Origin of the sequence: Mesorhizobium sp. M7A.F.Ca.US.007.01.2.1, assembly GCF_003998165.1 — a bacterium.
Classification (GTDB): Bacteria; Pseudomonadota; Alphaproteobacteria; order Rhizobiales; family Rhizobiaceae; genus Mesorhizobium; species Mesorhizobium ciceri.
The window spans coordinates 1-24091 of record NZ_RZQP01000019.1 but is presented as its reverse complement, the minus strand read 5'-3'; the positions used below and the strand labels follow the sequence as shown (position 1 = coordinate 24091).

The following is a 24091-nucleotide window of genomic DNA, read 5'->3' as shown; positions in this document are numbered from 1 at the left end:
CCATGCGCCACATCATGGCAAAGAGCCTCGCCCCCACCGACGGCGTTCGCGACTATCTGGCGGCGCAGGAGAAGAAGTCGCTGCTGCGCTTCCTGACCTGCGGCTCGGTCGATGACGGCAAGTCGACGCTGATCGGGCGCCTGCTGTCCGACACCAAGCAGATTTTCGAGGACCAGCTCGCCGCGCTCGAACGCGATTCGCGCAAGCATGGCACGACGGGCGACGACATCGATTTCGCACTGCTGGTCGACGGCCTCGAGGCCGAGCGTGAGCAAGGCATCACCATCGACGTCGCCTACCGTTTCTTTGCCACGCCGAAGCGCAAATTCATCGTCGCCGACACACCTGGTCACGAGCAATACACCCGCAACATGGCCACCGGCGCCTCGACCGCCGACCTGGCGATCGTGCTGATCGATGCCCGGCAGGGTGTGCTTCGCCAGACAAGGCGACATTCGATCATCGCCTCGCTGCTCGGCATCCGCCACGTCGTGCTGGCCGTCAACAAGATCGATCTTGTCGATTTCGATCAGACGGTTTTCGACCGGATCGTCGAAGACTACGGGCAATTCTCGCGCGATCTCGGCTTCCAGACCATTGTGCCGATCCCGATGTCGGCCCGTTATGGCGATAATGTCAGCCGTCGGTCGGAAAGCATGGAATGGTATTCCGGCCCAACGCTGATCGAGCATCTCGAAACCGTGTCGGTCGACCAAGCGATGGTCGAACTGCCGTTCCGTTTCCCGGTCCAGTATGTCAATCGTCCCAATCTCGACTTTCGCGGCTTTGCCGGCACGGTCGCTTCCGGCTCGGTTGCGCCCGGCGACGAGGTCGTCGTCGCCAAGTCGGGCAAATCCTCGCGCGTCAAGCGGATCGTCTCGTATGGCGGCGATCTCGCCCAGGCGGCTGCCGGACAGGCCGTCACGCTCGTCCTCGACGACGAAGTCGAAATCTCGCGCGGCAACATGCTGGTTTCGCCTGCCGCACGGCCGCAGGTCGCCGACCAGTTCGCCGCCAACATCGTCTGGTTCGACGAGCATGCGCTGCTGCCGGGCCGCTCCTACATCCTGCGCACCGAGACCGACCAGACCAGCGCCACCGTCACCGATCTGAAATACCGGATCAACGTCAACGACTTTGCCCATGAAGCGGCCAAGTCGCTCGAAATGAACGAAGTCGGCATCTGCAACATCTCGACGCGGACGCCGATCGCCTTTGATCCCTTCGCCGAAAACCGCACAACCGGCGCCTTCATCCTGATCGACCGCATCTCCAACGCCACGGTCGGCGCCGGCATGATCCTGCACTCGCTGCGCCGCGCCGAAAACATCCATTGGCAGTCGCTCGATGTCGGCAAGCGCGTGCGCGCCGACATGAAGAACCAGCGGCCCGCCGTGTTCTGGTTCACCGGGCTGTCGGGATCCGGCAAGTCGACCATCGCCAACCTGTTCGAAAAGAAGCTGTTCGCCACCGGCCGTCATACTTATATCCTCGACGGCGACAACGTCCGTCACGGTCTCAATCGCGATCTTGGCTTTACCGATGCCGATCGCGTCGAGAACATCCGCCGCGTCGCCGAGGTGGCGCGTTTGATGGCCGATGCCGGGTTGATCGTCATTGTTTCGTTCATTTCGCCGTTCAGCGCCGAGCGGCGCATGGCACGTGAATTGATGGCCGACGGAGAATTCGTCGAGGTGTTCGTCGATACGCCCTTCGAGGAATGCGCCAGGCGTGATCCGAAGGGCCTCTATGCGCGCGCGCTGAATGGCGAGATCAAGAATTTCACCGGCGTCGATTCCCCTTATGAAGCGCCGGAAACCCCGGAGATCCATCTGCAGACACTCGGCAAATCGGCCGAAGAGATGGTCGACGCCCTGGAACACTGGCTGAACGAGCGCGACATTGCCGAAGACCAATACGATAGCGGCGGCGGCATCTGACGACAGGCTGATGCTCGAAATCTTCGAGCGCCTGGCCTTGTCGGCCGGGCGCGAGGTGATGCGCGTGTTCCACGCCGGCTGTGCGGTTGACCGCAAGTCCGACGCCTCGCCGGTGACCGAGGCGGACCGCGAGAGCGAAAAGATCATTCTCGCCGGACTGCGTGCCGCATTTCCCGATATCCCCTGCGTGGCCGAGGAAGAAGCTTCCGCCGGTATCGTGCCGCCCGACCTAAATGGGGCTTTCTTCCTGATCGATCCGCTCGACGGCACCAAGGAATTCGTCAACCGCCGCACCGATTTCACCGTCAACATAGCGCTGGTTCGCGATGGCGTGCCGGAAGTCGGCGTCGTCTTTGCGCCCTGCACGGGCCGCTTCTTTTCCGGCCTGCCGGGAAGGGCGGAATCTCTCGAAATCGATGGCGGCTACCAGATCGTCGGCCGCCGGCCGATCTCGGTGAGAACGGCCGTGGCGCCTCTGGCCGTCGTCGCCAGCCGTTCCCACAACACGCCGGAAACCGAGGCCTATATTCGCGACCTTGGTGCCGCCGAAATCGTCTCGGTCGGTTCGTCCTTGAAATTCTGCCTTCTCGCCAGTGCCGAGGCTGATGTCTATCCGCGCTTCGGCCGCACCATGGAATGGGACACGGCGGCAGGCGACGCCATCCTGCGCGCCGCCGGTGGCATGACGCGCACGCTCGATGGCCAGCCTCTGGTCTATGGGAAGCGCCGGCAAAGTGACGACGAGGATTTCGCCAATCCGCATTTCATTGCCAGCGGCGGGGCAGGGGTCCGCCCCGCCTGAGAAGGCCCGGTAGCTTACTCGGCCGCTGCCTGCGCCGAATTCGAGCCTATATAGTTGCGGATCGTCTCGATGATGCGGTCCTGGTCGGCTTCGCTGAGATAAGGGTGCATCGGCAGGCACAGGATCCGCTTCGGCAGGTCTTCCGAAACGGCAAGGCCGGTCGGCGTACGCGGATAGTCGCGATAAGCGACCTGGGCATGCAGCGGCTTCACATAGTAGATGACAGACGGAATGCCCTTTTCGCCGAGATGCGCCCTCAGCCCGTCGCGCTTCGGCGTCTCGATAGCGTATTGCGCCCAGGCCGAACGGCTGCCGTCCAGATTGCGGGCGGCGGTAACGACGTCGCCAAGCCCATCGGCATAGCGCTTTGCCACGACCTGCCGGGCGACCATCTCGTCTTCGAGAATGGCCAGCTTCTCGATGAGGATCGCCGCCTGTATCGTGTCGAGCCGCGAATTGATGCCGACGCGGACATTGTCGTACTGCGTCTCGCCCTTGCCATGAAAGGCGAACGAGCGAAGCTGTTCGGCCAGCGCATCGTCATTGGTGAACATCGCGCCGCCGTCGCCGTAGCAGCCAAGCGGTTTTGCCGGATAGAAGCTGGTCGAGCCGACCGCACCGAAGGAGCCGCACATCTTGCCGTCGAGCGAACCGCCCATCGACTGGGCGGCATCCTCGATCACCATCAGGCCTTCGCGGTTGGCGATCGCCATGATCGCCTCGTAATCGGCGGCAAGGCCAAACAGATCGACGGGAATGATTGCCTTCGGCTTCAGCCTTCCTTCCTTCTTGATCATGGCAATGGCCGCTTCGAGGCTGGCAATGTCGATGTTGTAGCTGTGCGGGTCGACATCGACGAACACCGGCTCGGCCTTGGCCAGCGCCACCACTTCGGCGGTGGCGGCAAACGTGAAGCTCGGCACGAACACCGCGTCACCCGGGCCGACGCCGGCTGCAAACAGCGGCAACAGCAGCGCGTCGGTGCCGTTGGCGCAGGCCACGACATGCTTGGTACCGATATAGGCGGCAAGCTTGTTCTCGAATTCGGTGACTTGCGGGCCAAGAATATAGCGGCCCTCGTCGACGACACGGTCGATCGCGGCCTTCAGCCGGTCGCGGATTCGTTCGCGCTGCGCGCCTAGATCGATGAACTGCATGTCGGCCTCAAAATGGGTTAGCCAGATAATCGGCCGCTGGTACCAGAGTTGCGCTTGCCGAGAAAGCCGGGCAGGCGGAGCCCTAAATTGCGGAAGTGTCGCAGTCCGTTACCAGTTTTCCCGGCGAATGTCAGTCAGATGCCGGAAATCCGGGCTTCGTCGGGCGCCATCCCGCCCTTATAGCCTTGGAAAGAGCCCCTGCGAAACATAAAGTGATCGATTGGGCTCAACTTATGTTGAGCGTTGCTCAGGCGATTTCATGTCGCCAGGGTGGATTGGCGCCGGCCCGCGACACGGTCACTGCCGCCGCCTTCGCGCCGAGCGCCAGCGCCTTACGGATGGCGTCTTCCGACAGTCCGGAAATCGCCGCCTTCGTCAGCAGGCCTTGCTCATGCAGCGAGGCGAGGATGCCGGCGTTGAACGTGTCGCCGGCGCCGACCGTGTCGACCACCTCGACCCTTTCGGGCATCACCGTGACGGCGTGCTCCTTGCTGTAGCCGATCGCGCCTTCGCCGCCATGGGTGACGACGATCAGCTTCGGACCGCGGTCCAGCCAGTTGCGGATGACATCCTCATGCGAGCCGGCTTCGCCGAACCAGTTCAGGTCTTCGTCCGACAGTTTCACGATGTCGGCCATCGCCATCATGGTGCGAATGCGCTTGAGGTGCTTGGCCTTGTCCGGGATGAAGTTCGGCCGGATGTTGGGGTCGAGCATCATGACGCGGCTTTCATGCTCGCGCCGCATGAACTCTTCATAGGCACTGCCGGCGGGCTCGGAAATCAGGCTGATGGCGCCGAACAGCATGGCTTCGATCTCGTTGCCGAGCTGCGGCAAATCGTCGATCGTCAGCATGCGTCCGGCAGTGTTCTCGTCATAGAAAGTGTACGTCGCCTGACCGTTGGTAAGCTTGACGAAGGCCAGCGTGGTTGGCCGTGGCGAGGTGTGTGCATAGGTGGAACTGACCTTGCTCGCCCCAAGCGCATCCCGGAATTGGCCGCCGAACAGATCCGACGACAGGCCGGAAAAGAAGCCGGCCGGCGCGCCGAGCCGGCCAAGTGCGATTGCCGTGTTGAACACGGCGCCGCCGACATAAGGCGCAAAGGCCGGCTCGCCCGCTGTCGTCGTGCGCGGCAGCATGTCGATCAGGGCTTCGCCGCAGCAGAGGATCATGGCTTCTTGGTCTCCGGCGGATAGATCACGCCCTTGCGTATGATGATGTTGGCGTAGAGCCGCGGCTCGCTTGTCGCGACGATGGCATGCGCCGATTTGACCCGTGCATAGAAGTCGGCGCCGGCCAGCGCAACCACCTTGCGGCCTGGCGCCCGTTTGGCGCAGATCGCTTCGATCTCATGATGGACAGGATCGGCAAGCGAGGGATCGCCTCGGACCGAGGCGCGAAACAGCGCCTCCGGCACGGCGTCATCGACAGGCAGGATACTCAATATCGCATCGAGTACCGGGATAAGAGGGTGGCCATCGGCGCGTACCAACCGGGTTGCCTGCTGTTCCGCCGGATAGTTTCCGTCGACAAGGGCGATTTCGTCGCCATGGCCCATGCCGCGCAGGATCGCCAGAAGCTCCGGACCGAGCAGCGCCGGAATTCCGATCAGCATCAGGCGCTCCTGGAAATCGTCGTCGAGCCGATCAGGAAGCGTTCGGAAAGTGGCAGGCTGGCGCCGCCGAGCGCCCGGGCATGGATACCGACGGTTCCCTCGCGAATGGCGGGCAGCTTCAAGCCTTCGCCGTCGATCGTGGCGATTGCCGCAATGATGGCGTCGACCAGCTGGCGGCGCACCGCCTTCGGCATCCAGCCGTCGATCACCGCCGCTTCGAAATCGATGATCGAGGATGCGGCGACGATGGCGTAAGCGAGCGCCCTTGAGGCGCTGGCGATCCAGCCGTCGAGTTCGGGTCCGATCTCGCCCCAGTCTTCCGGCGAGGTCCACAGATGCGAGGCCTCGATGCCGCGCGCATTGAGCGCCTTTTCGAGCATGGCGATGGAAGCGACATCGATCAGTTGGGTCGGCTTGCCGTCCGGCCCGGGCACGGGCATGGAGCCGAGCGCTCCGGCATTGCCGGTCGGGCCGCCGAAAAGCCGGCCGTTCAGCACAATGCCGCCACCGGCGAAGGCGCCGATATAGAAATAGACGAAGTCACGCGCAGCGCCCGCCTGCCCGAAGACGAGTTCGGCGCCGCAGGCCGACGTGGCATCGTTCTGCAAATAAACCGGAAAATCGCATTGCGCCTGGATGTCGGCCCTGATGTCGCGGTGACGCCATTCGTCCATCACGTCGCGCGGGGCGCCGGCGGTATCGGCCCAGTTCCACAATTCGAACGGCATGGCGATGCCCAGCCCGGCGATGCGCTTGTCTTGCGCGGGCGTGAGCTCGCCGCGCATCTGCCGCATGCCGTTGCTGACGAAGTCCACCGTCTCGCGCGGCGCCGGGTAGCGATAGGAATGCTGCAGCATCGAACGGACATTGCCAAGGAAATCGATCAACACCAGTTCAGCGCTGCGGCGGCCGATCTTCAGGCCGATGAAGAAAGCGCCTTCGGGATTGAGCGCCATCGGGATGGAAGGCTGGCCGATCTTGCCGCGCAACGGCGCCTGACGCAGCAGGAGGCTTTCTTCCTCCAACTCGCGCATGATGACCGAAACCGTCTGCGCCGAAAGTCCGGTCATGCGGGCGATGTCGGATTTTGCAAGGCTGCCGTGTTGACGCACCAGCGACAGCACCAACCGCTCATTGTGGTCGCGCATGCCGCTCTGGTTGGTGCCGCGGTGAATGAGGCTGTCATTCACCTCGGGCGAACCGTGCCTCGCAATGGCCGTTTCCACCCTGTTCCTCCCGTCGTTTCCCCTCAATGCTTTTGGGCCAGAATGGGTGAACGAAGCAATGCTGTCAATAATAAATAAGAGTGATTTAATTATTGACAGGGGCTTCGGCCTGGTGTCTGTTAAGGCAGCGTCCACGCTGGGAGAATTTCGTTGGATGCGCTGCAGGTGCCGGTTGGCCGGCATCGGAATGGTTCCACTGGGAGGAAAATCGTGACCAATACAAAATTGTTGAAATCGACCGTGTTTGCCGCCGCGGCTCTGGGGCTGATGGCGTTTGCCTCGTCCGCATCCGCCGCCGGTGTCGGCGCCTGCCTGATCACCAAGACCGACACCAATCCCTTCTTCGTCAAGATGAAGGAAGGCGCGACCGCGAAGGCCAAGGAGCTCGGCGTCGACCTCAAGACCTATGCCGGCAAGATCGACGGCGACAGCGAGAGCCAGGTCGCGGCGATCGAAAGCTGCATCGCCGACGGCGCCAAGGGTATCCTGATCACCGCATCCGACACCAAGGGCATCGTGCCGACCGTGAAGAAGGCGCGTGATGCCGGCCTGCTGGTGATCGCGCTCGACACGCCGCTCGATCCGATCGACGCCGCCGATGCGACCTTCGCGACGGACAATCTCGAAGCAGGCAAGCTGATCGGGGCCTGGGCCGCCGCCACGCTGGGCGACAAGGCCAAGGACGCCAAGATCGGCTTCCTTGACCTGACGCCTTCGCAGCCGACTGTCGACGTGCTGCGCGACCAGGGCTTCATGATGGGCTACGGCATCGATGTAAAAGATCCCAACAAGATCGGCGACGAGACCGATCCGCGCATCGTCGGCCATGACGTCACCAACGGCAACGAAGAGGGCGGCCGCAAGGCGATGGAGAACCTCCTGCAGAAGGACAACACCATCAACGTCATCCACACCATCAACGAGCCCGCCGCTGTCGGCGCCTACCAGGCGCTCAAGGCTGTCGGCCTCGAAAGCCAGGTGCTGATCGTTTCCGTCGACGGCGGCTGCCCCGGCGTGAAGTCGGTGGCCGAAGGTGTCATCGGCGCCACTTCGCAGCAATACCCGCTGCAGATGGCTGCACTCGGCATCGAGGCGATCGCCGCTTTTGCCAAGGACGGAACCAAGCCGAAGCCGACCGAAGGCAAGAACTTCTTCGACACCGGCGTCAACCTGGTGACCGACAAGCCGGCCACCGGCGTCAAGTCCATCGACACCAAGGAAGGCCTCGCCAAGTGCTGGGGCTGATGCCGTTCTGACCGGCATCCAAGGAACCTGAGCGGTCGGGGCTTGATCCCCGGCTGCTTCGGGTGGACGATGGCTCGCGTGACCGCGAACAATCCCGGCAGCAGACCGGAAAGGCGTGGACTGGCGTCGGCGTTTGGCTGAAGCCTACGGGGAGAAAACATGGCTCAAGCTCAGGAATTCGAGAAGGTTCTCTCGAGCAGCGACACCAGCGTTGCTGCTTTTGACGAGCACAAATCGGCCGTCAAGCGTATCCAGCATTTCTTGCATTCGACGCCGGCCGCGGTGCCGCTGATCGTCCTGGTTCTGGCGATCATCGTCTTCGGCATCACCATCGGTGGGCGTTTCTTTTCGTCCTACACGCTGACGCTTATCCTGCAGCAGATCGCCATCATCGGCATTCTGGGGGCTGCGCAGACATTGGTCATCCTGACCGCAGGCATCGACCTGTCGATTGGTGTGATCATGGTGATTTCAGCGGTGATCATGGGCAATTGCGCGGTCTCCTACGGCATGCCGAGCGCGCTCGCAGTGGCGATCGGGCTTGCCGCCGGCGCCGCCTGCGGGCTGCTCAACGGGGTGCTTGTCGCCTACATGAAGCTACCACCCTTCATCGTGACGCTTGGCACCTGGAACATCGTCATGGCCACGAACTTCATCTATTCGGCCAACGAGACGATCCGCGACACCGACGTCGATACCCAGGCGCCGCTGCTGCATCTCTTTGCCATCAGTTTCAAGGTCGGCACTGCGGTGCTGACGCTCGGCGTCATTGCCACGGTCCTGCTCGTGATGATCCTCTGGTACGTGCTCAATCACACGGCGTGGGGCCGCCATGTCTACGCCGTTGGCGATGACCAGGAGGCGGCGAAGCTGTCGGGCATCCAGACCAAGAAGGTGTTGATGACGGTCTACACCTTGGCCGGCCTGATCGCCGCTTTCGCGGCCTGGGTCTCCATCGGCCGCAACGGCTCGATCTCGCCGTCGGCTGCCGTCACCGACTACAATCTGCAGGCCATCACCGCGACGGTGATCGGCGGTATTTCCCTCTTCGGCGGACGCGGCTCCATCCTGGGCACGCTGTTCGGCGCGATGATCGTCGGCGTCGTTTCCATGGGCCTCAACATGCTGGGCGCCGATCCGCAATGGAAGGTGCTGCTCACCGGTGTGCTGATCATCGGCGCCGTGGCAGTCGACCAATGGATCAGAAAGGTGTCGGCATGACCATGACCCAGGAACCCATCCTCACTGCGCGTGGCCTGATCAAGCGCTATGGCCGTGTCACCGCCCTCGACAATGCCGACTTCGACCTTTATCCCGGCGAAATCCTCGCCGTCATCGGCGACAACGGCGCCGGCAAGTCGTCGCTCATCAAGGCGATTTCCGGCGCGGCCGTGCCCGACGAAGGCGAGATCCGGCTTGAAGGCAAACCCGTCGCCTTCAAATCGCCGATGGAGGCACGCGAAGCCGGCATCGAGACCGTCTACCAGAATCTGGCACTGTCGCCGGCGCTCTCGATCGCCGATAACATGTTCCTTGGCCGCGAGATCCGCAAACCGGGTTTTCTGGGCGATTGGCTGCGTATGCTCGACCGTCCGGCGATGGAAAAGCGCGCCCGCGACAAGCTTACCGAGCTTGGCCTGATGACCATCCAGAACATCAGCCAGGCTGTGGAAACGCTCTCGGGCGGCCAGAGGCAGGGCGTTGCGGTGGCGCGCGCGGCCGCCTTCGGCAGTCGTGTGGTGATCATGGACGAGCCGACGGCCGCCCTTGGCGTCAAGGAAAGCCGCCGCGTACTCGAGTTGATCCTCGACGTCAAGAAGCGCGGCCTGCCGATCGTGCTGATCTCGCACAACATGCCGCATGTCTTCGAAGTGGCCGACCGCATTCACATCCACCGGCTCGGCCGTCGCCTCTGCGTCATCGATCCCAAGCAATATACGATGTCCGATGCCGTGGCCTTCATGACCGGAGCAAAGGTTCCGCCCGAGGCAGCGCTGGCGGCCTGATACATGTCGCCCAAGTGCTGGAGGGTTGGCGGCACGGCAAGCACGGAACAGGAATTTGAAGCGCGTCGCGCGACCGTCTTGGCGCGTCACACTTGCGAATTGCCAAATTGCCGCAGGGGGCATGCCGGTTCGGGCATGTTTAAATCGATTGAATATATAGCGGTATCAGCTAGCATGGGCTGGGAGGAGCGATGAAAGCCGGTATGATCATGGCAACCGCACGAGAGGCATCATGACGAGCGCGATGACATCCGAACCCCTTCCTCCACTGCTCGAAAATCCTGATCCCAAGACACTCGCACGTGAAGTCTTGGTGGCCCTCAAATACCGGGTCGGCAAGGATACCACCGTTGCGACCCAGTACGACTGGCTGACCGCCTCGATCAAGGTCGTGCGCGACCGGATCGTCGATCGCTGGATGCAGGCGACGAAGGAGGCGTACGATCAGAAGGAAAAACGCGTCTATTATCTGTCTCTGGAGTTCCTCATCGGCCGCCTGATGCGCGATGCCTTCTCCAATCTCGGCCTGATGGACAACATGCGCGAGGCCCTGTCGTCCCTGGGCGTCGATCTCGATCTCATCGCCGCACTCGAGCCGGATGCCGCACTTGGCAATGGCGGCCTCGGGCGGCTTGCGGCCTGCTTCATGGAAAGCATGGCGACCGTCGACATTCCCGCGCATGGCTACGGCATCCGCTACGCCAACGGCATGTTCCGCCAGGAGATTCACGACGGCTGGCAGGTCGAATTGCCTGAAACCTGGCTCGATCACGGCAACCCGTGGGAATTCGAACGCCGTGAGCGCTCGTTCGAGGTCGGTTTCGGCGGTTCGGTGGAATCGATCACCTCCAAGGACGGCCGCCTCGAACGCCATGTCTGGAAGCCGACCGAGCATGTGCTGGCCGTCGCCTATGATACGCCCGTCGTCGGCTGGCGGGCCAACCGCGTCAACACGCTGCGGCTCTGGTCGGGCATGCCGGTCGATCCGATCCTGCTCGACAAGTTCAATGCCGGCGACCACATCGGCGCGCTCGCCGAAAGCAACAAGGCCGATGCCTTGTCGCGCGTGCTCTATCCCGCCGATTCCCACAAGGCCGGGCAGGAACTGCGGCTTCGGCAGGAATATTTCTTCTCCACCGCATCGCTGCAGGACATCGTCCAGCGCCATCTCAGCCAATATGGCGACCTGAAGTCCTTGCCCGACAAGGCTGCGATCCACCTGAACGACACCCATCCGGCCATCGCTGTGCCGGAGTTGATGCGCCTGTTGATGGACGTCCACGGCATGGACTTCGATCAGGCCTGGGACATCACCCAGCGCACCTTCGGCTACACCAACCACACGCTGCTGCCCGAGGCGCTGGAAAGCTGGCCGGTGCCGCTGTTCGAGCGGCTTTTGCCGCGCCACATGCAGATCGTCTATGCCATCAACGCTGAAGTGCTTCTGGAGGCGCGTGCGTCCAACCAGTTCTCGGACGAGCAGATCGGCCGCATCTCGCTGATCCAGGAAAATGGCGACCGCCGGGTGCGCATGGGCAATCTGGCCTTTGTCGGTTCGCACTCGATCAACGGCGTTTCGGCGCTTCACACCGACCTGATGAAGGAGACGGTGTTCGCCGATCTGCACAAGCTCTATCCCGATCGCATCAACAACAAGACCAACGGCATCACGCCGCGGCGCTGGCTGATCCAGTGTAATCCCGGGCTGACGTCGCTTGCCCGCGAGGCGATCGGCGACCGCTTTCTCGATGACATCGACGCCATCAAGGATCTCGACGGTTTCGCCGGCGATGCCGCCTTTCGCGACAAGTTCGCCGCCGTCAAGCGAGCCAACAAGGCGCGGCTGGCCAACCTCGTCGCCGACCGGCTCGGCATCAAGGTCGATCCCTCGGCGCTTTTCGACATCCAGATCAAGCGTATCCATGAATACAAGCGCCAGCTTCTGAATATCCTCGAGGCGATCGCCCTCTACGACCAGATCCGCTCGCATCCCGAGCGCGACTGGATGCCGCGCGTGAAATTCTTCGGCGGCAAGGCGGCGCCCAGCTACCACAATGCCAAGCTGATCATCAAACTCGCCAACGATGTCGCCAAGGTCATCAACCGCGATCCGGCCGTGCGCGGTCTGCTGAAGGTGGTGTTCGTGCCGAACTACAATGTCAGCCTTGCCGAGATCATGATGCCGGCCGCCGATCTGTCCGAACAGATCTCGACCGCCGGCATGGAAGCGTCGGGCACCGGCAACATGAAGTTCGCGCTGAACGGTGCGCTGACCATCGGCACGCTCGACGGCGCCAATGTCGAGATCAAGGAATGCGTCGGCGACGACAACATCTTCATCTTCGGCCTGACCACCGCCGAGGTCGCCGAGCGGCGCAACAACGGCTACGATCCGCGCGCCGTCATCGAAGGCTCGCCTGAGCTGGCGCAAGCGGTTGCGGCTGTTTCGTCAGGCGTCTTCTCGCCGGACGATCCGGAGCGTTACCGCGATCTCATCAACGGTCTCTACAACAGCGACTGGTTCATGGTTGCCGCCGATTTCGATGCCTATGCCGCCGCCCAGCGCGAGGTCGATGCGGTCTGGCGCAACAGTCCCGACTGGTACGCCCGGGCAATCCGCAACGTTGCGCGTGTCGGCTGGTTCTCCTCCGATCGCACGATCCGCCAATATGCGAAAGAAATCTGGAACGTGCCCGTCTGATGTGATTGCATGAGGCCGCAAACAATGTGGTCCCGGTGATGTGAATTTGAATGTTGGATTTACATCACTAGAAACAAACACTTGGTGCCCGGGGAGGGACACTGCCTGATGAAGAAGCCGCGCGCGACCGCTGCGACAAGCGGGCCGGATGGACTGGCGCCAGCCGGCGATGTCGCGGCGATTGTTGCCGGCACGCACGGAGATCCCTTCGCCGTCCTTGGTGTCCATGAGGTCGGCAAGAGCCTGTATGCCCGGTGCTTTGTTCCGAATGCCGAATTCGTCACCGCCTACACGCTGACCGGCACCATCGCGGGTGAATTGTCCAGGCGCGACGATGGCGGCTTTTTCGAAGGCAAGCTCTCGATCAAGAAGCGGCAACCCCTGCGCTATCATGCCAGGAACGCCGGCGGCGACTGGTGGCTGACCGATCCCTATTCGTTCGGTCCGGTGCTGGGCCCGATGGACGATTACTACATCGCCCAAGGCTCGCATCTAAGGCTGTTCGACAAACTCGGCGCCCATGTCATCGATCACGAAGGCGCCACCGGAGTGCATTTCGCCGTCTGGGCTCCCAATGCGCGGCGCGTCTCTGTGGTCGGCGACTTCAACGAGTGGGACGGCCGCCGGCACACCATGCGAGACCGCCGCGACACCGGCATCTGGGAACTGTTCGTACCCGACATCGGTGCCGGACGACCCTACAAATACGAGATCATCGGCCCCGATGGTGTGAGGCTGCCGCTGAAGGCCGACCCGTTCGCCTTCAAATCCGAACTGCGTCCGGCTACTGCTTCGGTCGTGGCGGTGCCGCCGGCGCACGAGTGGGGCGACGAGGCGCATCGCAATTTCTGGCGCAATGCCGATCACCGGCGAGAAGCCATCTCGATCTACGAGGTCCATGCCGGCTCCTGGCAGCTTCGCGACGACGGAACGTTCCTGTCATGGGACGAGTTGGCCGACCGGCTGATCCCCTATGTGGTCGAGACCGGTTTCACCCACATCGAATTCATGCCGATCTCTGAACATCCCTACGACCCGTCCTGGGGCTACCAGACGACCGGCCTTTACGCGCCGTCGGCCCGCTTTGGCGACCCGGACGGCTTTGCCCGTTTCGTCGATGGCGCCCACCGCGCCGGCGTCGGCGTCATCCTCGACTGGGTGCCGGCACATTTCCCGGTCGACGCGCATGGCCTGGCCAATTTCGATGGCACCGCGCTCTATGAACATGCCGATCCGCGCAAGGGTTTTCATCCCGACTGGAACACCGCGATCTACAATTTCGGCCGCCGCGAGGTGGTGTCGTTCCTGGTCAACAATGCGCTGTTCTGGGCCGAGAAATACCATGTCGACGGTTTGCGCGTCGACGCGGTCGCCTCGATGCTCTACCTCGACTATTCGCGCAAAGCCGGCGAATGGATCCCCAACGAGAAGGGCGGCCGCGAGAATCTCGAGGCGGTCAGCTTCCTGCAGAAGATGAACAAGGAGGTCTACGGCCATCATCCGGGCGTCATGACCATCGCCGAGGAATCGACCTCATGGCCGAAGGTCTCGGCACCGGTGCATGAAGGCGGCCTCGGCTTCGGCTTCAAGTGGAATATGGGCTTCATGCACGACACGCTGGAGTATTTCTCCAAGGAGCCGATCTTCCGAAAACACCACCACAACGACCTCACCTTCGGCCTGACCTACGCCTTCTCGGAGAATTTCGTGCTGCCGCTCTCGCATGACGAGGTCGTGCACGGCAAAGGCACGTTGCTCGGCAAGATGGCCGGCGACGACTGGCAGAAGTTTGCGACGCTGCGTGCCTACTACGCTTTCATGTGGGGCTATCCCGGCAAGAAGCTGCTTTTCATGGGGCAGGAGTTCGGGCAGCGCCGCGAATGGAGCGAGGCGCGCGCGCTCGACTGGAACCTGCTTGAATTCCGGCCGCATCGCGGCGTCTGGCAGACGGTGCGCGATCTCAACTATCTCTACCGTTCGCGCCCGGCGCTGCATGGCCGCGACTGCGAACCGGAAGGGTTTTCCTGGCTGATCGTCGACGACAGCCAGAATTCGGTTTTTGCCTGGCTGCGCAGTGCGCCGGGCGGCAGCCCGGTGGCCGTCATTTCCAATTTCACGCCGGTGCCGCGCGATAATTATCGCGTGCCGTTGCCGACATCAGGCAAATGGCGCGAGATCATCAACACCGACGCTTCTGAATATGGCGGTTCCGGCAAGGGCAATGGCGGCATGGTCGAGGCGCGGGCGGAGGAAGGAAGCATCGCCGCGACGATGCTCTTGCCGCCGCTGTCCACGATCATGCTCGAGCTCGTCGCCGACTGAACCCATCGACACTGAGTAACATGTCGAGATCGAGTAACTTGGGAGGGTAGAAATGGCAGACTTGAAACGGACCCAGCCGCTGGCGCGCGATGCCATGGCCTATGTATTGGCCGGCGGCCGTGGCAGCCGCCTCAAGGAACTGACCGACCGGCGTGCCAAGCCGGCCGTCTATTTCGGCGGCAAGACGCGCATCATCGACTTCGCGCTCTCCAACGCGCTTAACTCCGGCATTCGACGCCTCGGCGTTGCCACCCAGTACAAGGCGCATTCGCTGATCCGTCATCTGCAGCGCGGCTGGAACTTCCTGCGCCCCGAGCGAAACGAAAGCTTCGACATCCTGCCGGCCAGCCAGCGCGTCTCGGAAACGCAGTGGTATGAGGGCACGGCTGACGCCGTCTATCAGAACATCGACATCATCGAGGCCTACGGACCCGAATACATGGTCATCCTGGCTGGCGACCACATCTACAAGATGGACTACGAGATGATGCTTCGCCAGCACGTCGACGCCAATGCCGACGTCACCGTTGGCTGCCTCGAAGTGCCGCGCATGGAAGCCACCGGCTTCGGCGTCATGCATGTCGATGGCAAGGACAACATCATCGCCTTCGTCGAAAAGCCCGCCGATCCGCCCGGCATTCCCGATAAGCCGGAGTTTGCCTTGGCCTCGATGGGCATTTACGTCTTCAAGACCAAGTTTCTGATGGAGCAGTTGCGCCGCGATGCGGCCGAGCCGGGGTCGAGCCGCGACTTCGGCAAGGACATCATCCCCTATATCGTCCAGCACGGTAAGGCGATCGCGCACCGCTTCGCCAAGTCCTGCGTCCGTTCGACCGCCGAGAACGAGGCCTACTGGCGCGATGTCGGAACGGTCGACGCCTATTGGGAAGCCAATATAGACCTGACCGATATCACGCCGGAGCTCGACCTCTACGACCGCGACTGGCCGATCTGGACCTATGCCGAATTGAAGCCGCCGGCAAAGTTCGTGCATGACGAGGATGGCCGCCGCGGTTCGGCTGTGTCTTCGCTGGTTTCGGGCGATTGCATCGTCTCGGGGGCTTCGCTGAAAAAAAGCCTGATCTTCACCGGCGCGCGCATTAATTCCTATTCGACGCTCGAAGAAGTCGTCATGCTGCCCGACGTTCATGTCGGCCGGAACGCAAAGTTGAAGCGCGTGGTCATCGACCATGGTGTTAGGATACCGGAAGGGCTGGTGGTCGGCGAAGATCCTATTCTCGACGCCAAGCGCTTCCGCGTTTCCGAAAAGGGCATCTGCCTGGTCACCCAGGACATGATCGACAAGCTGGGGCTCTGACGCATGCAGGTTCTGTCGGTCACGCCGGAAATTTTCCCGCTCATCAAGACCGGTGGGCTTGCCGACGTGACCGGCGCGCTGCCCATTGCCTTGGCGGCCAAGGGCGTGACCGTGCGCACGCTCATGCCCGGCTTTCCGACCGTCATGGCTGCCTTCAAGAAAAAGCGGGCGGTTCTGCAATACCCCTTGCTGCAGGGCGGCAAGGCCTCCGTCCATTCCGTCCAACTCGCCGGGCTCGAACTGTTCGTGCTCGATGCGCCGCATCTGTTCGACCGTCCCGGCGGCCCCTATGGCAATGCGACTGGCGTCGACTGGCCAGACAATTGGCGGCGTTTCGCGGCGTTGAGCCAGGTCGGCGGCGACATCGCCGGCGGCGCCATCTCGGGCTACCAGCCCGACATCGTGCACGCCCATGACTGGCAGTCGGCGATGACGCTGGCCTATATGCGCTATGGCAAGGCGGTCGGCGTGCCTTCGATGATGACCGTCCACAACCTCGCCTTCCAGGGCCAGTTCGGCGCCGGCATTTTCGGCGAGCTTGGCTTGCCGGCGGCGGCGATGGCGCTCGACGGCGTCGAATATTATGGTGGTGTCGGCTTCCTCAAGGCGGGCCTGCAGGCCGCCTGGGCGATCACCACGGTCAGTCCGACCTACGCGCAGGAAATCCGCTCGCCCGAATTCGGCATGGGCCTCGACGGCCTCATCAACATGCGCTCCAGCGATCTCCATGGCATCGTCAACGGCATCGACACCGGCATCTGGGATCCGGAAACCGACAAGCATCTGGTGTCCAACTACACGGCCAGCACGCTGAAGGCCCGCGCGCCCAACAGGATTGCCGTGGAGGACCGCTTCAGCCTTGAGCGCGATGACAGCCCGATCGTCTGCGTGGTCAGCCGCCTGACCTGGCAAAAGGGCATGGACATATTGGCGTTGGTGGTCGACGGCATTGTCGCGACGGGTGCGCGGCTCGCCATCCTGGGATCGGGCGATGCCGGTCTCGAAGGCGCGCTGCTTGCCGCTGCCGCCCGGCATCGCGGCCGCATCGGCGTCGTCGTCGGCTACGACGAGGGGCTGTCGCACATCATGCAGGGCGGCTGCGACGCCATCGTCATTCCCTCGCGCTTCGAACCGTGCGGGCTGACGCAGCTTTACGGCCTGCGCTATGGCTGCGTGCCGGTGGTCGCGCGCACCGGCGGCCTCGCCGACACGGTCATCGACGCCAATGAGGCTGCCGTCTCTGCCGGCGTCGCTACCGGCTTCCAGTTCGCGCCCAACAATGGCGGCGCCCTCCTGCACGCTATCCGCCGCCTCGTCGACGCCCATGCCAGTCCGACGGTCTGGGAATCGCTGCAGCGCCAGGGCATGAAAGCCGATGTGTCGTGGGACAAGAGCGCCGAAAAATACGTCGAACTCTATCGTTCGCTGCTTTCGAAAAGGGTTGCCTGAAGCATGATACGGACCGTTCCCACCAAGCCTTATTCCGACCAGAAGCCCGGCACGTCGGGCCTGCGCAAGAAGGTGCCTGTCTTTCAGCAGGAGCACTATGCCGAGAATTTCATCCAGTCGATCTTCGACGCGCTCGACGGTTTCAAGGGCAAGACCCTGGTGATCGGTGGCGACGGCCGCTTCTACAACCGCGAGGTCATCCAGAAGGCCATCGCCATCGCAGCCGCCAACGGCTTCGGCAAGGTGATGGTCGGGCAGGGCGGCATCCTGTCGACGCCAGCCGCTTCGCATGTCATCCGCAAATACAAGACCTTTGGCGGCATCATCCTGTCGGCCAGCCACAATCCGGGCGGCCCGCATGAGGATTTCGGCATCAAGTACAATGCCGGCAATGGCGGCCCGGCGCCGGAAAAGCTTACCGACGCGATCTTCGAAAAGACCAAGGCGATTTCGAGCTTCAAGATCGCCGATATCGATCCGATCGACATCGACACAACAGGCACGGTCAAGGCCGCCGGCATGACGGTCGAGATCATCGATCCGGTCGTGGACTATGCCGAGCTGATGGAAAGCCTGTTCGATTTCGACGCCCTGCGCAAACTCTTCAAGTCCGGCTTCCGCATGCGCTTCGACGCCATGCACGCGGTGACCGGTCCCTACGCCAAGGAGATCCTGGAAAACCGGCTTGGCGCGCCCAATGGCACCTGCCGCAATTTCAAGCCGCTGCCGGATTTCGGCGGCCACCATCCGGACCCGAACCTTGTCCACGCCAAACACCTCTATGACGAGATGATGGGACCGGACGCGCCGGATTTCGGTGCCGCCTCGGATGGCGATGGCGACCGCAATCTGATCATCGGCAAGGGCATTTTCGTCACCCCGTCGGATTCGGTCGCCATGCTCGCCGCCAATGCGCGTCTGGCGCCCGGCTACAAGGCCGGTTTGAAAGGCATTGCACGCTCGATGCCGACCAGTGGCGCGGCCGATCGCGTTGCTGAAAAACTCGGCGTCGGCATCTATGAGACGCCGACCGGCTGGAAATTCTTCGGCAATCTGCTCGATGCCGACATGGCGACGATCTGCGGCGAGGAGAGTGCCGGCACCGGCTCCAACCATGTCCGCGAAAAGGACGGCCTGTGGGCGGTGCTTTTGTGGCTCAACATCCTTGCCGCGCGTGGCGAAAGCTGCAAGCAGATCGTCACCGAGCACTGGGCGACCTACGGTCGCAACTACTATTCGCGGCACGATTATGAAGAGGTCGAGAGCGACCGCGCCAACGCGCTGGTCGACGAACTGCGTGCCAAGCTCGGCTCGCTGCCTGGCACCAGCGTGCGCGGCCTGAAAATCGCCAGCGCCGACGATTTTGCCTATCACGATCCGGTCGACGGTTCGATCAGCGAGCATCAGGGCATCAGGGTTCTGTTCGAAGGTGGTTCGCGGGTCGTCTTTCGGCTGTCCGGCACCGGCACGTCGGGCGCGACGTTGCGCGTCTACATCGAGCGCTACGAGCCGGACAAGTCTCGGCACGATCTCGACACCCAGGCCGCCCTTGCCGATCTGATTGCCGCGGCTGACGATATTGCCGGGATTCACAGCCATACCGGCCGCCCCAAGCCGAGCGTGATCACTTGAGAGTGGCTGCGCGCGTTTCACCTTCTCCCCTTGTGGGAGAAGGTGGCCGAGCGAAGCTCGGTCGGATGAGGGGTGCTCCAGCTTGGCGCAAACCGATGTCCAGATCACTAACGCCGCGTTCCTTCCAACACCCCTCATCCGTCTCGGCGCTGCGCGCCGATCCACCTTCTCCCGCCAGGGGAGAAGGTGAGGCGCGGGCATGACCCAGCTCGGCGCCACAGTCACCCGCGAAGGCATCCGCTTTGCCGCCTGGTCGCAGGCCGCCCGTCGGCTTTGGGTCTCGATCTTCGACGAGCAGGGCATGCGGGAAATCGAACGGCTCGAACTGCAGCGGGAAGGCGAGGGCGTCCACGCGCTGTTCGTTGCAGGTCTTGGCTCCGGAACCCGCTACGGTTTCCGCGCCGACGGGGACTATGCGCCGGAGCATGGACTGTGGTTCGACCCCGACAAATTGCTGACCGATCCCTACGCCGTCGAGATTGACAGGCCTTATGCCTACGACTGGCGGCTGGCCGATCGCCGGGGCGAGGGGGGCGATACCGCGTCGCTGATGCCGAAGGCGATCGCGGCTGCGCTACCGAAGCCTGTGCAGGCTGCGCCGCCGCTCTTCCGCGCCGGCGGCCTGGTCTACGAAATTCCGGTGCGCGCCTTCACCATGCTGCATTCGGACGTTCCCGAAAAATTGCGCGGAACAGTCGCCGCACTTGCTCAACCGACGATCGTCGAGCACCTGAAAAAACTCGGCGTTGGCGCGGTCGAACTGATGCCGGTGACCGCGTCGATCGACGAGCGGCATTTGCCGCCGCTCGGGCTGCGAAACGCCTGGGGCTACAATCCCGTGACGTTCATGGCCCTCGATCCGCGCCTTGCGCCGGGCGGCATCATGGAACTGCGAAACACGGTCGCTGTGCTGCGCCAGGCTGGTATCGGCGTCATCCTCGACCTCGTCTTCAACCACACCGGCGAGAGCGACAGGCTTGGTCCCACGCTGTCGCTGCGCGGCTTCGACAACCTGGCCTACTACCGGCACACACCTGATGGCAGGCTGGCCAACGACACCGGTACCGGCAACACGGTCGCTTGCGACCATCCTGTGGTCCAGGAAATGGTCCTCGACACGCTTCGCCATTTCGTCAGGGATGCCGGTGTCGATGGCTTCCGCTTCGACCTCGCTCCCATTCTGGGGCGGGTCGAGGGCACATTCGATGCCGAGGCGCCGCTGCTGAGAGCGATGCGCGATGACGCACTGCTGGCCGATCGCGTGTTGATCGCCGAGCCGTGGGACATCGGCCCCGACGGCTATCAGCTCGGCAATTTTCCAGCGCCTTTCCTCGAATGGAACGACAAGTATCGCGACGATGTAAGACGGTTCTGGCGTGGCGACGCCGGCATGGTCGGCGCCCTGGCGACCCGGCTCGCCGGTTCGTCCGATGTGTTTGCCGCGAACGGGCAAGGCGCCAGCCGCAGTGTCAATTTCATCGCCGCCCATGACGGCATGACGCTCGCCGACATCGTGCGCTACGGGCGCAAGCACAACGAAGCCAATGGCGAGCAGAACCGCGACGGCCACAATGAAAACCTGTCCTGGAACAACGGCGTGGAAGGTGATGCGGACAACCCGGCCGTGGCAGCGGCTCGCCAGAACGACCAGCGCGCTCTGCTCGCCGCGCTGTTTGCCTCGCGCGGCACCATCATGCTGACCGCGGGCGACGAATTCGGCCGCACCCAGCAAGGCAACAACAACGCCTATGCCCAGGACAACGAGATCACCTGGCTCGACTGGGCCGGCCGCGACCAGGCGCTGGAGCGCTACACGGCGGAACTCTCGAGGCTGCGCCGATCGATGCCGGCGCTTTCCGACACAAGCTTCCTCACCGGCCAGCCGCCGGCAGGTTCGGAGATACCGGACGTCGCATGGCTTGCTGAGACGGGCGCGCCGCTCGATGAACAGAGCTGGCAGGATCCGCAGCGGCACCGTCTTGTCATGGTCCTGAGTGGCGCCAGCGATGACGACCGCCGTCTTGCGGTGCTTATCAACGGCGATCGCCGGGCCTGGATGTTCACCTTGCCTGAACGAGACGGATTCTTCTGGGCCCCAGCTATCGAAGCGCCGGATGCGGCGGATATCTCGCGGCCAATATCCGGGCGGACGATGATCTTCATGATCGAACGAGCGCAGGCCGGCACAAGGGAGAAGCGCAATGGCGGCGAGTGACAAGAAGGGATGGTGGCGCGGTTGCGTCATCTACCAGATCTATCCGCGCTCCTTCCAGGACACGACCGGCGATGGCAGCGGCGATCTCGCCGGTATCACATCGAGGCTCGCCCATGTCGCCTCGCTCGGTGTCGGCGCCATCTGGCTGTCGCCTTTCTTCAAGTCGCCGATGGCCGATATGGGCTACGACGTGTCGGACTACTGCGATGTCGATCCGATATTCGGCACGCTCGAGGATTTCGATGCGCTGGTCGCCGAGGCGCATCGTCTCGGCCTGAAGATCATCATCGACCAGGTGCTGTCGCATTCATCCGACAAGCACGACTGGTTTGTCGAAAGCCGCGCCAGCCGCGATAACCCCAAAGCCGACTGGTATGTCTGGGCCGATAGCAAGCCAGATGGCAGCGCGCCAAACAACTGGCTCTCCGTCTTCGGTGGCCCGGCCTGGGAATGGGATTCGACCCGCCGGCAGTATTACATGCACAATTTCCTCCCCTCGCAGCCCGATCTGAATTTCCACAATCCGGAGGTTCAGGACGCGCTTCTGGAAACTGTGCGCTTCTGGCTGGAGCGCGGCGTCGACGGTTTTCGGCTCGATACGGTCAATTACTATGTCCACGACCGCTGGTTGCGCAGCAATCCACCCTTGGCATCAAGCGTCGCCGGCACCAACAGCGAGACCAACACCTACCTTTACCAGGAGCACCTGTTCGACAAGACGCAGCCGGAAAACCTGGCGTTCCTGCGCCGTTTCAGGGCGCTGCTCGACGAATATGACGACCGCGCCGCCGTCGGCGAGATCGGCGATGAAGGCCGCTCGCTGCAGACGCTCGCGGCCTACACTTCAGGCGGCGACAAGCTGCATATGTGTTACACCTTCGACCTGCTCGGTCCGCAGTTCTCGGCTGCGCATGTGCGTGGCTGCGTCGAAGCCTTCGAGGCGGCCGTCTCCGACGGCTGGGTCTGCTGGGCCTTCTCCAACCATGACGTGGCGCGCCATGTCAGCCGCTGGACAAGGCCGGACAGCGAGCCCGACGCGGTCGCAAGATTCTCGATCATGCTGCTCGCCTGCCTGCGCGGCTCGATCTGCCTCTATGAGGGCGAGGAACTCGGGCTGGAGGAGGCGGAGCTGGCCTATGAAGATCTGCGCGATCCCGTCGGCATCCGCTTCTGGCCAGGCGTCAAGGGCAGGGATGGGTGCCGCACGCCGATGGTGTGGGAGGCCGGCGCCGACAATGCAGGCTTCTCCACGGCCAGGCCCTGGCTGCCGATACCGGCCAGCCATCGCGCTCGCGCCGTCGACGTCCAGAATGCCGACACGGTCTCTGTGCTCGCGTCCTACCGGGCTGCGCTGGCCTTGCGCGGGGAGCATGAGGCGCTGATATCCGGCTCGATCCGCTTTCTCGACGCCGAGGGTGACCTGCTCGCTTTCATCCGCGACGGCGGCGGTGAAAGACTGCTCTGTGTCTTCAATTTCGCCGGAGGACCGGCCAATTGGCCGTTGCCGGGGGACATCCGAGCGGTTGCGCAGCTGGATGGCAATGCCGCGGTCGTCGAGACTGAGCTTTTGCTGCCAGCGCTCGGAGCCTTTTTGGGCAGGCTCGACTGATATCCCGACGTTACTGCACCAGCACGGCACGTCCGCATGTCGCGCCGGTGACCCGGACATCGGCCACGCCGAGATGCACGCCGAGCGTATCGAGCAGGCTGTAAAGCAATGTGTCGACTGGTGCGGTCACGGTTTTCAAGAGCGCTAAGACCGGCTGCTTTACGACGCCGAGTATGGCGGTTAGGTCAAGCCCGATGATGCCAAGCGGACCGACGTAGAGCGACAGATCGTTGACAAGTGACGCGGTCAGCGTCTGGGTCAGGTCCCGTGTTGGCGTCGCCTTTATGATCTTGGCAGCGATCTCGGTTTTATTGAAGACCAGGTTGGTCGGGTTGACGTTGGTGACGTCGGCCCCAGCCGAACCCTTCACCTGTAGCAGCGGGATTTTTAGCAGCAGCAGATTGAGGCTGGCATCCGCGATGTTGGCGTCGGAGAACGACTGTTCGTTGCTGAAATTGGCAAAGGCAGTGGGGTTGCTATCGGTATCGCTGGCCGCAAGTTTCAGCGCGGCGACGCCAGGCTTGGCGGCAATGGTCACCTTCAAGCTGTCGGGTCCGGTCGGGCAGCTGATGTCGGTCAGCTTGGCCTCGGCATAGGCCACTTCGACATTCAGTGGCAACCTGACCGACAGCAGGCTGATGCCGCCGCTCAGGTTCGGATTACTGCCGGCCCCAAGGGTGAACAGCAGCTTGATGCGCGTTTGCGCGGTGCGCACCACGGTGCCGGCTTCTCCAACCGCCAGCCATGGCGAGGATTGCGGCGGTTCGCCGATGGCGATGGCGAGCGTGGTCGACAGCACCCCGGGAATGGTGGCTCCGAGGGCGACGTCGACCTGTTTTGAACCGTTTGCCAGTC

16 protein-coding genes and 1 pseudogene are annotated in these 24091 nt (G+C 62.9%); 12 read left to right on the top strand and 5 right to left on the bottom strand.

Annotation, left to right across the window (positions count from 1 at the left end):
* The first annotated feature begins 2 nt into the window (after window positions 1-2).
* Both cysN and cysQ read left to right on the top strand, forming a co-directional pair.
* Window positions 3-1940 (top strand): sulfate adenylyltransferase subunit CysN, encoded by a 1938-nt coding sequence (cysN, locus tag EN949_RS05905; protein ID WP_024503688.1) that lies wholly within the window; start codon window positions 3-5, stop codon window positions 1938-1940.
* 10 nt (window positions 1941-1950) lie between these two features.
* Window positions 1951-2742 (top strand): 3'(2'),5'-bisphosphate nucleotidase CysQ, encoded by a 792-nt coding sequence (gene cysQ, locus EN949_RS05900; protein ID WP_164768101.1) that lies wholly within the window; start codon window positions 1951-1953, stop codon window positions 2740-2742.
* Between the two features lie 14 nt (window positions 2743-2756).
* Here the strand turns inward: cysQ and EN949_RS05895 are convergent, their stop codons facing one another.
* The 4 genes from EN949_RS05895 to EN949_RS05880 form a co-directional block, all read right to left on the bottom strand.
* On the bottom strand, window positions 2757-3899 hold the full coding sequence (locus tag EN949_RS05895; protein ID WP_024503690.1) for a DegT/DnrJ/EryC1/StrS aminotransferase family protein: 1143 nt from the start codon (window positions 3897-3899) through the stop codon (window positions 2757-2759).
* Window positions 3900-4146: 247 nt separating this feature from the next.
* Window positions 4147-5070, bottom strand: a complete 924-nt coding sequence (locus EN949_RS05890; RefSeq protein WP_063171709.1) for a carbohydrate kinase — start codon at window positions 5068-5070, stop codon at window positions 4147-4149.
* On the bottom strand, window positions 5067-5513 hold the full coding sequence (locus tag EN949_RS05885; RefSeq protein ID WP_064995170.1) for an RbsD/FucU domain-containing protein: 447 nt from the start codon (window positions 5511-5513) through the stop codon (window positions 5067-5069). The genes EN949_RS05890 and EN949_RS05885 overlap by 4 nt, the downstream gene beginning before the upstream one ends.
* Window positions 5513-6739 (bottom strand): ROK family protein, encoded by a 1227-nt coding sequence (locus EN949_RS05880; RefSeq protein WP_024503692.1) that lies wholly within the window; start codon window positions 6737-6739, stop codon window positions 5513-5515. The genes EN949_RS05885 and EN949_RS05880 overlap by 1 nt, the downstream gene beginning before the upstream one ends.
* A 228-nt stretch (window positions 6740-6967) precedes the next feature.
* On the opposite strand from EN949_RS05880, the gene EN949_RS05875 reads away from it, so the two are divergent.
* From EN949_RS05875 to EN949_RS05830, 10 genes are all read left to right on the top strand, one after another.
* Window positions 6968-7984 (top strand): sugar ABC transporter substrate-binding protein, encoded by a 1017-nt coding sequence (locus EN949_RS05875; protein ID WP_024503693.1) that lies wholly within the window; start codon window positions 6968-6970, stop codon window positions 7982-7984.
* Between the two features lie 159 nt (window positions 7985-8143).
* Window positions 8144-9205 (top strand): ABC transporter permease, encoded by a 1062-nt coding sequence (locus EN949_RS05870; RefSeq protein ID WP_013532703.1) that lies wholly within the window; start codon window positions 8144-8146, stop codon window positions 9203-9205.
* A complete protein-coding gene (locus EN949_RS05865; RefSeq protein ID WP_224621066.1) occupies window positions 9181-9990 on the top strand; it encodes an ATP-binding cassette domain-containing protein in 810 nt (269 codons plus the stop codon). The genes EN949_RS05870 and EN949_RS05865 overlap by 25 nt, the downstream gene beginning before the upstream one ends.
* Before the next feature lie 232 nt (window positions 9991-10222).
* Window positions 10223-12691 (top strand): glycogen/starch/alpha-glucan phosphorylase, encoded by a 2469-nt coding sequence (locus EN949_RS05860; RefSeq protein ID WP_024503694.1) that lies wholly within the window; start codon window positions 10223-10225, stop codon window positions 12689-12691.
* Window positions 12692-12799: 108 nt separating this feature from the next.
* Entirely contained in the window at window positions 12800-15013 is a 2214-nt protein-coding gene (gene glgB, locus EN949_RS05855; protein WP_127370874.1) for a 1,4-alpha-glucan branching protein GlgB, read from the top strand.
* A 52-nt stretch (window positions 15014-15065) separates the two neighbouring features.
* Entirely contained in the window at window positions 15066-16331 is a 1266-nt protein-coding gene (gene glgC, locus EN949_RS05850) for a glucose-1-phosphate adenylyltransferase (RefSeq protein WP_013532699.1), read from the top strand.
* A gap of 3 nt (window positions 16332-16334) precedes the next feature.
* The gene (gene glgA, locus EN949_RS05845) at window positions 16335-17780 is read left to right on the top strand and encodes a glycogen synthase GlgA (protein ID WP_127370875.1); all 1446 of its coding nucleotides are present in this window, start codon (window positions 16335-16337) and stop codon (window positions 17778-17780) included.
* Window positions 17781-17783: 3 nt separating this feature from the next.
* Complete coding sequence (locus EN949_RS05840; protein WP_127367291.1) at window positions 17784-19412, top strand: alpha-D-glucose phosphate-specific phosphoglucomutase; 1629 nt, start codon at window positions 17784-17786, stop codon at window positions 19410-19412.
* Window positions 19413-19611: 199 nt separating this feature from the next.
* A complete protein-coding gene (gene glgX, locus EN949_RS05835; protein WP_127370876.1) occupies window positions 19612-21627 on the top strand; it encodes a glycogen debranching protein GlgX in 2016 nt (671 codons plus the stop codon).
* Window positions 21614-23236: an alpha-glucosidase family protein gene (locus EN949_RS05830; protein WP_127366938.1), complete on the top strand. Its 1623-nt coding sequence runs from the start codon at window positions 21614-21616 to the stop codon at window positions 23234-23236. Before glgX ends, EN949_RS05830 begins: the two co-directional genes overlap by 14 nt.
* A gap of 10 nt (window positions 23237-23246) precedes the next feature.
* Here the strand turns inward: EN949_RS05830 and EN949_RS05825 are convergent.
* Window positions 23247-24091 (bottom strand): annotated as a pseudogene (locus tag EN949_RS05825) (hypothetical protein); the annotation flags it as partial.

Coding starts and splice junctions, on each gene's coding strand:
- cysN (WP_024503688.1), top strand. CDS start 3: ATGCGCCACATCATGGCAAAGAGCCTCGCCCCCACCGACGGCGTTCGC.
- cysQ (WP_164768101.1), top strand. CDS start 1,951: ATGCTCGAAATCTTCGAGCGCCTGGCCTTGTCGGCCGGGCGCGAGGTG.
- EN949_RS05895 (WP_024503690.1), bottom strand. CDS start 3,899: ATGCAGTTCATCGATCTAGGCGCGCAGCGCGAACGAATCCGCGACCGG.
- EN949_RS05890 (WP_063171709.1), bottom strand. CDS start 5,070: ATGATCCTCTGCTGCGGCGAAGCCCTGATCGACATGCTGCCGCGCACG.
- EN949_RS05885 (WP_064995170.1), bottom strand. CDS start 5,513: ATGCTGATCGGAATTCCGGCGCTGCTCGGTCCGGAGCTTCTGGCGATC.
- EN949_RS05870 (WP_013532703.1), top strand. CDS start 8,144: ATGGCTCAAGCTCAGGAATTCGAGAAGGTTCTCTCGAGCAGCGACACC.
- EN949_RS05865 (WP_224621066.1), top strand. CDS start 9,181: ATGGATCAGAAAGGTGTCGGCATGACCATGACCCAGGAACCCATCCTC.
- EN949_RS05860 (WP_024503694.1), top strand. CDS start 10,223: ATGACGAGCGCGATGACATCCGAACCCCTTCCTCCACTGCTCGAAAAT.
- glgB (WP_127370874.1), top strand. CDS start 12,800: ATGAAGAAGCCGCGCGCGACCGCTGCGACAAGCGGGCCGGATGGACTG.
- glgC (WP_013532699.1), top strand. CDS start 15,066: ATGGCAGACTTGAAACGGACCCAGCCGCTGGCGCGCGATGCCATGGCC.
- glgA (WP_127370875.1), top strand. CDS start 16,335: ATGCAGGTTCTGTCGGTCACGCCGGAAATTTTCCCGCTCATCAAGACC.
- EN949_RS05840 (WP_127367291.1), top strand. CDS start 17,784: ATGATACGGACCGTTCCCACCAAGCCTTATTCCGACCAGAAGCCCGGC.
- glgX (WP_127370876.1), top strand. CDS start 19,612: ATGACCCAGCTCGGCGCCACAGTCACCCGCGAAGGCATCCGCTTTGCC.
- EN949_RS05830 (WP_127366938.1), top strand. CDS start 21,614: ATGGCGGCGAGTGACAAGAAGGGATGGTGGCGCGGTTGCGTCATCTAC.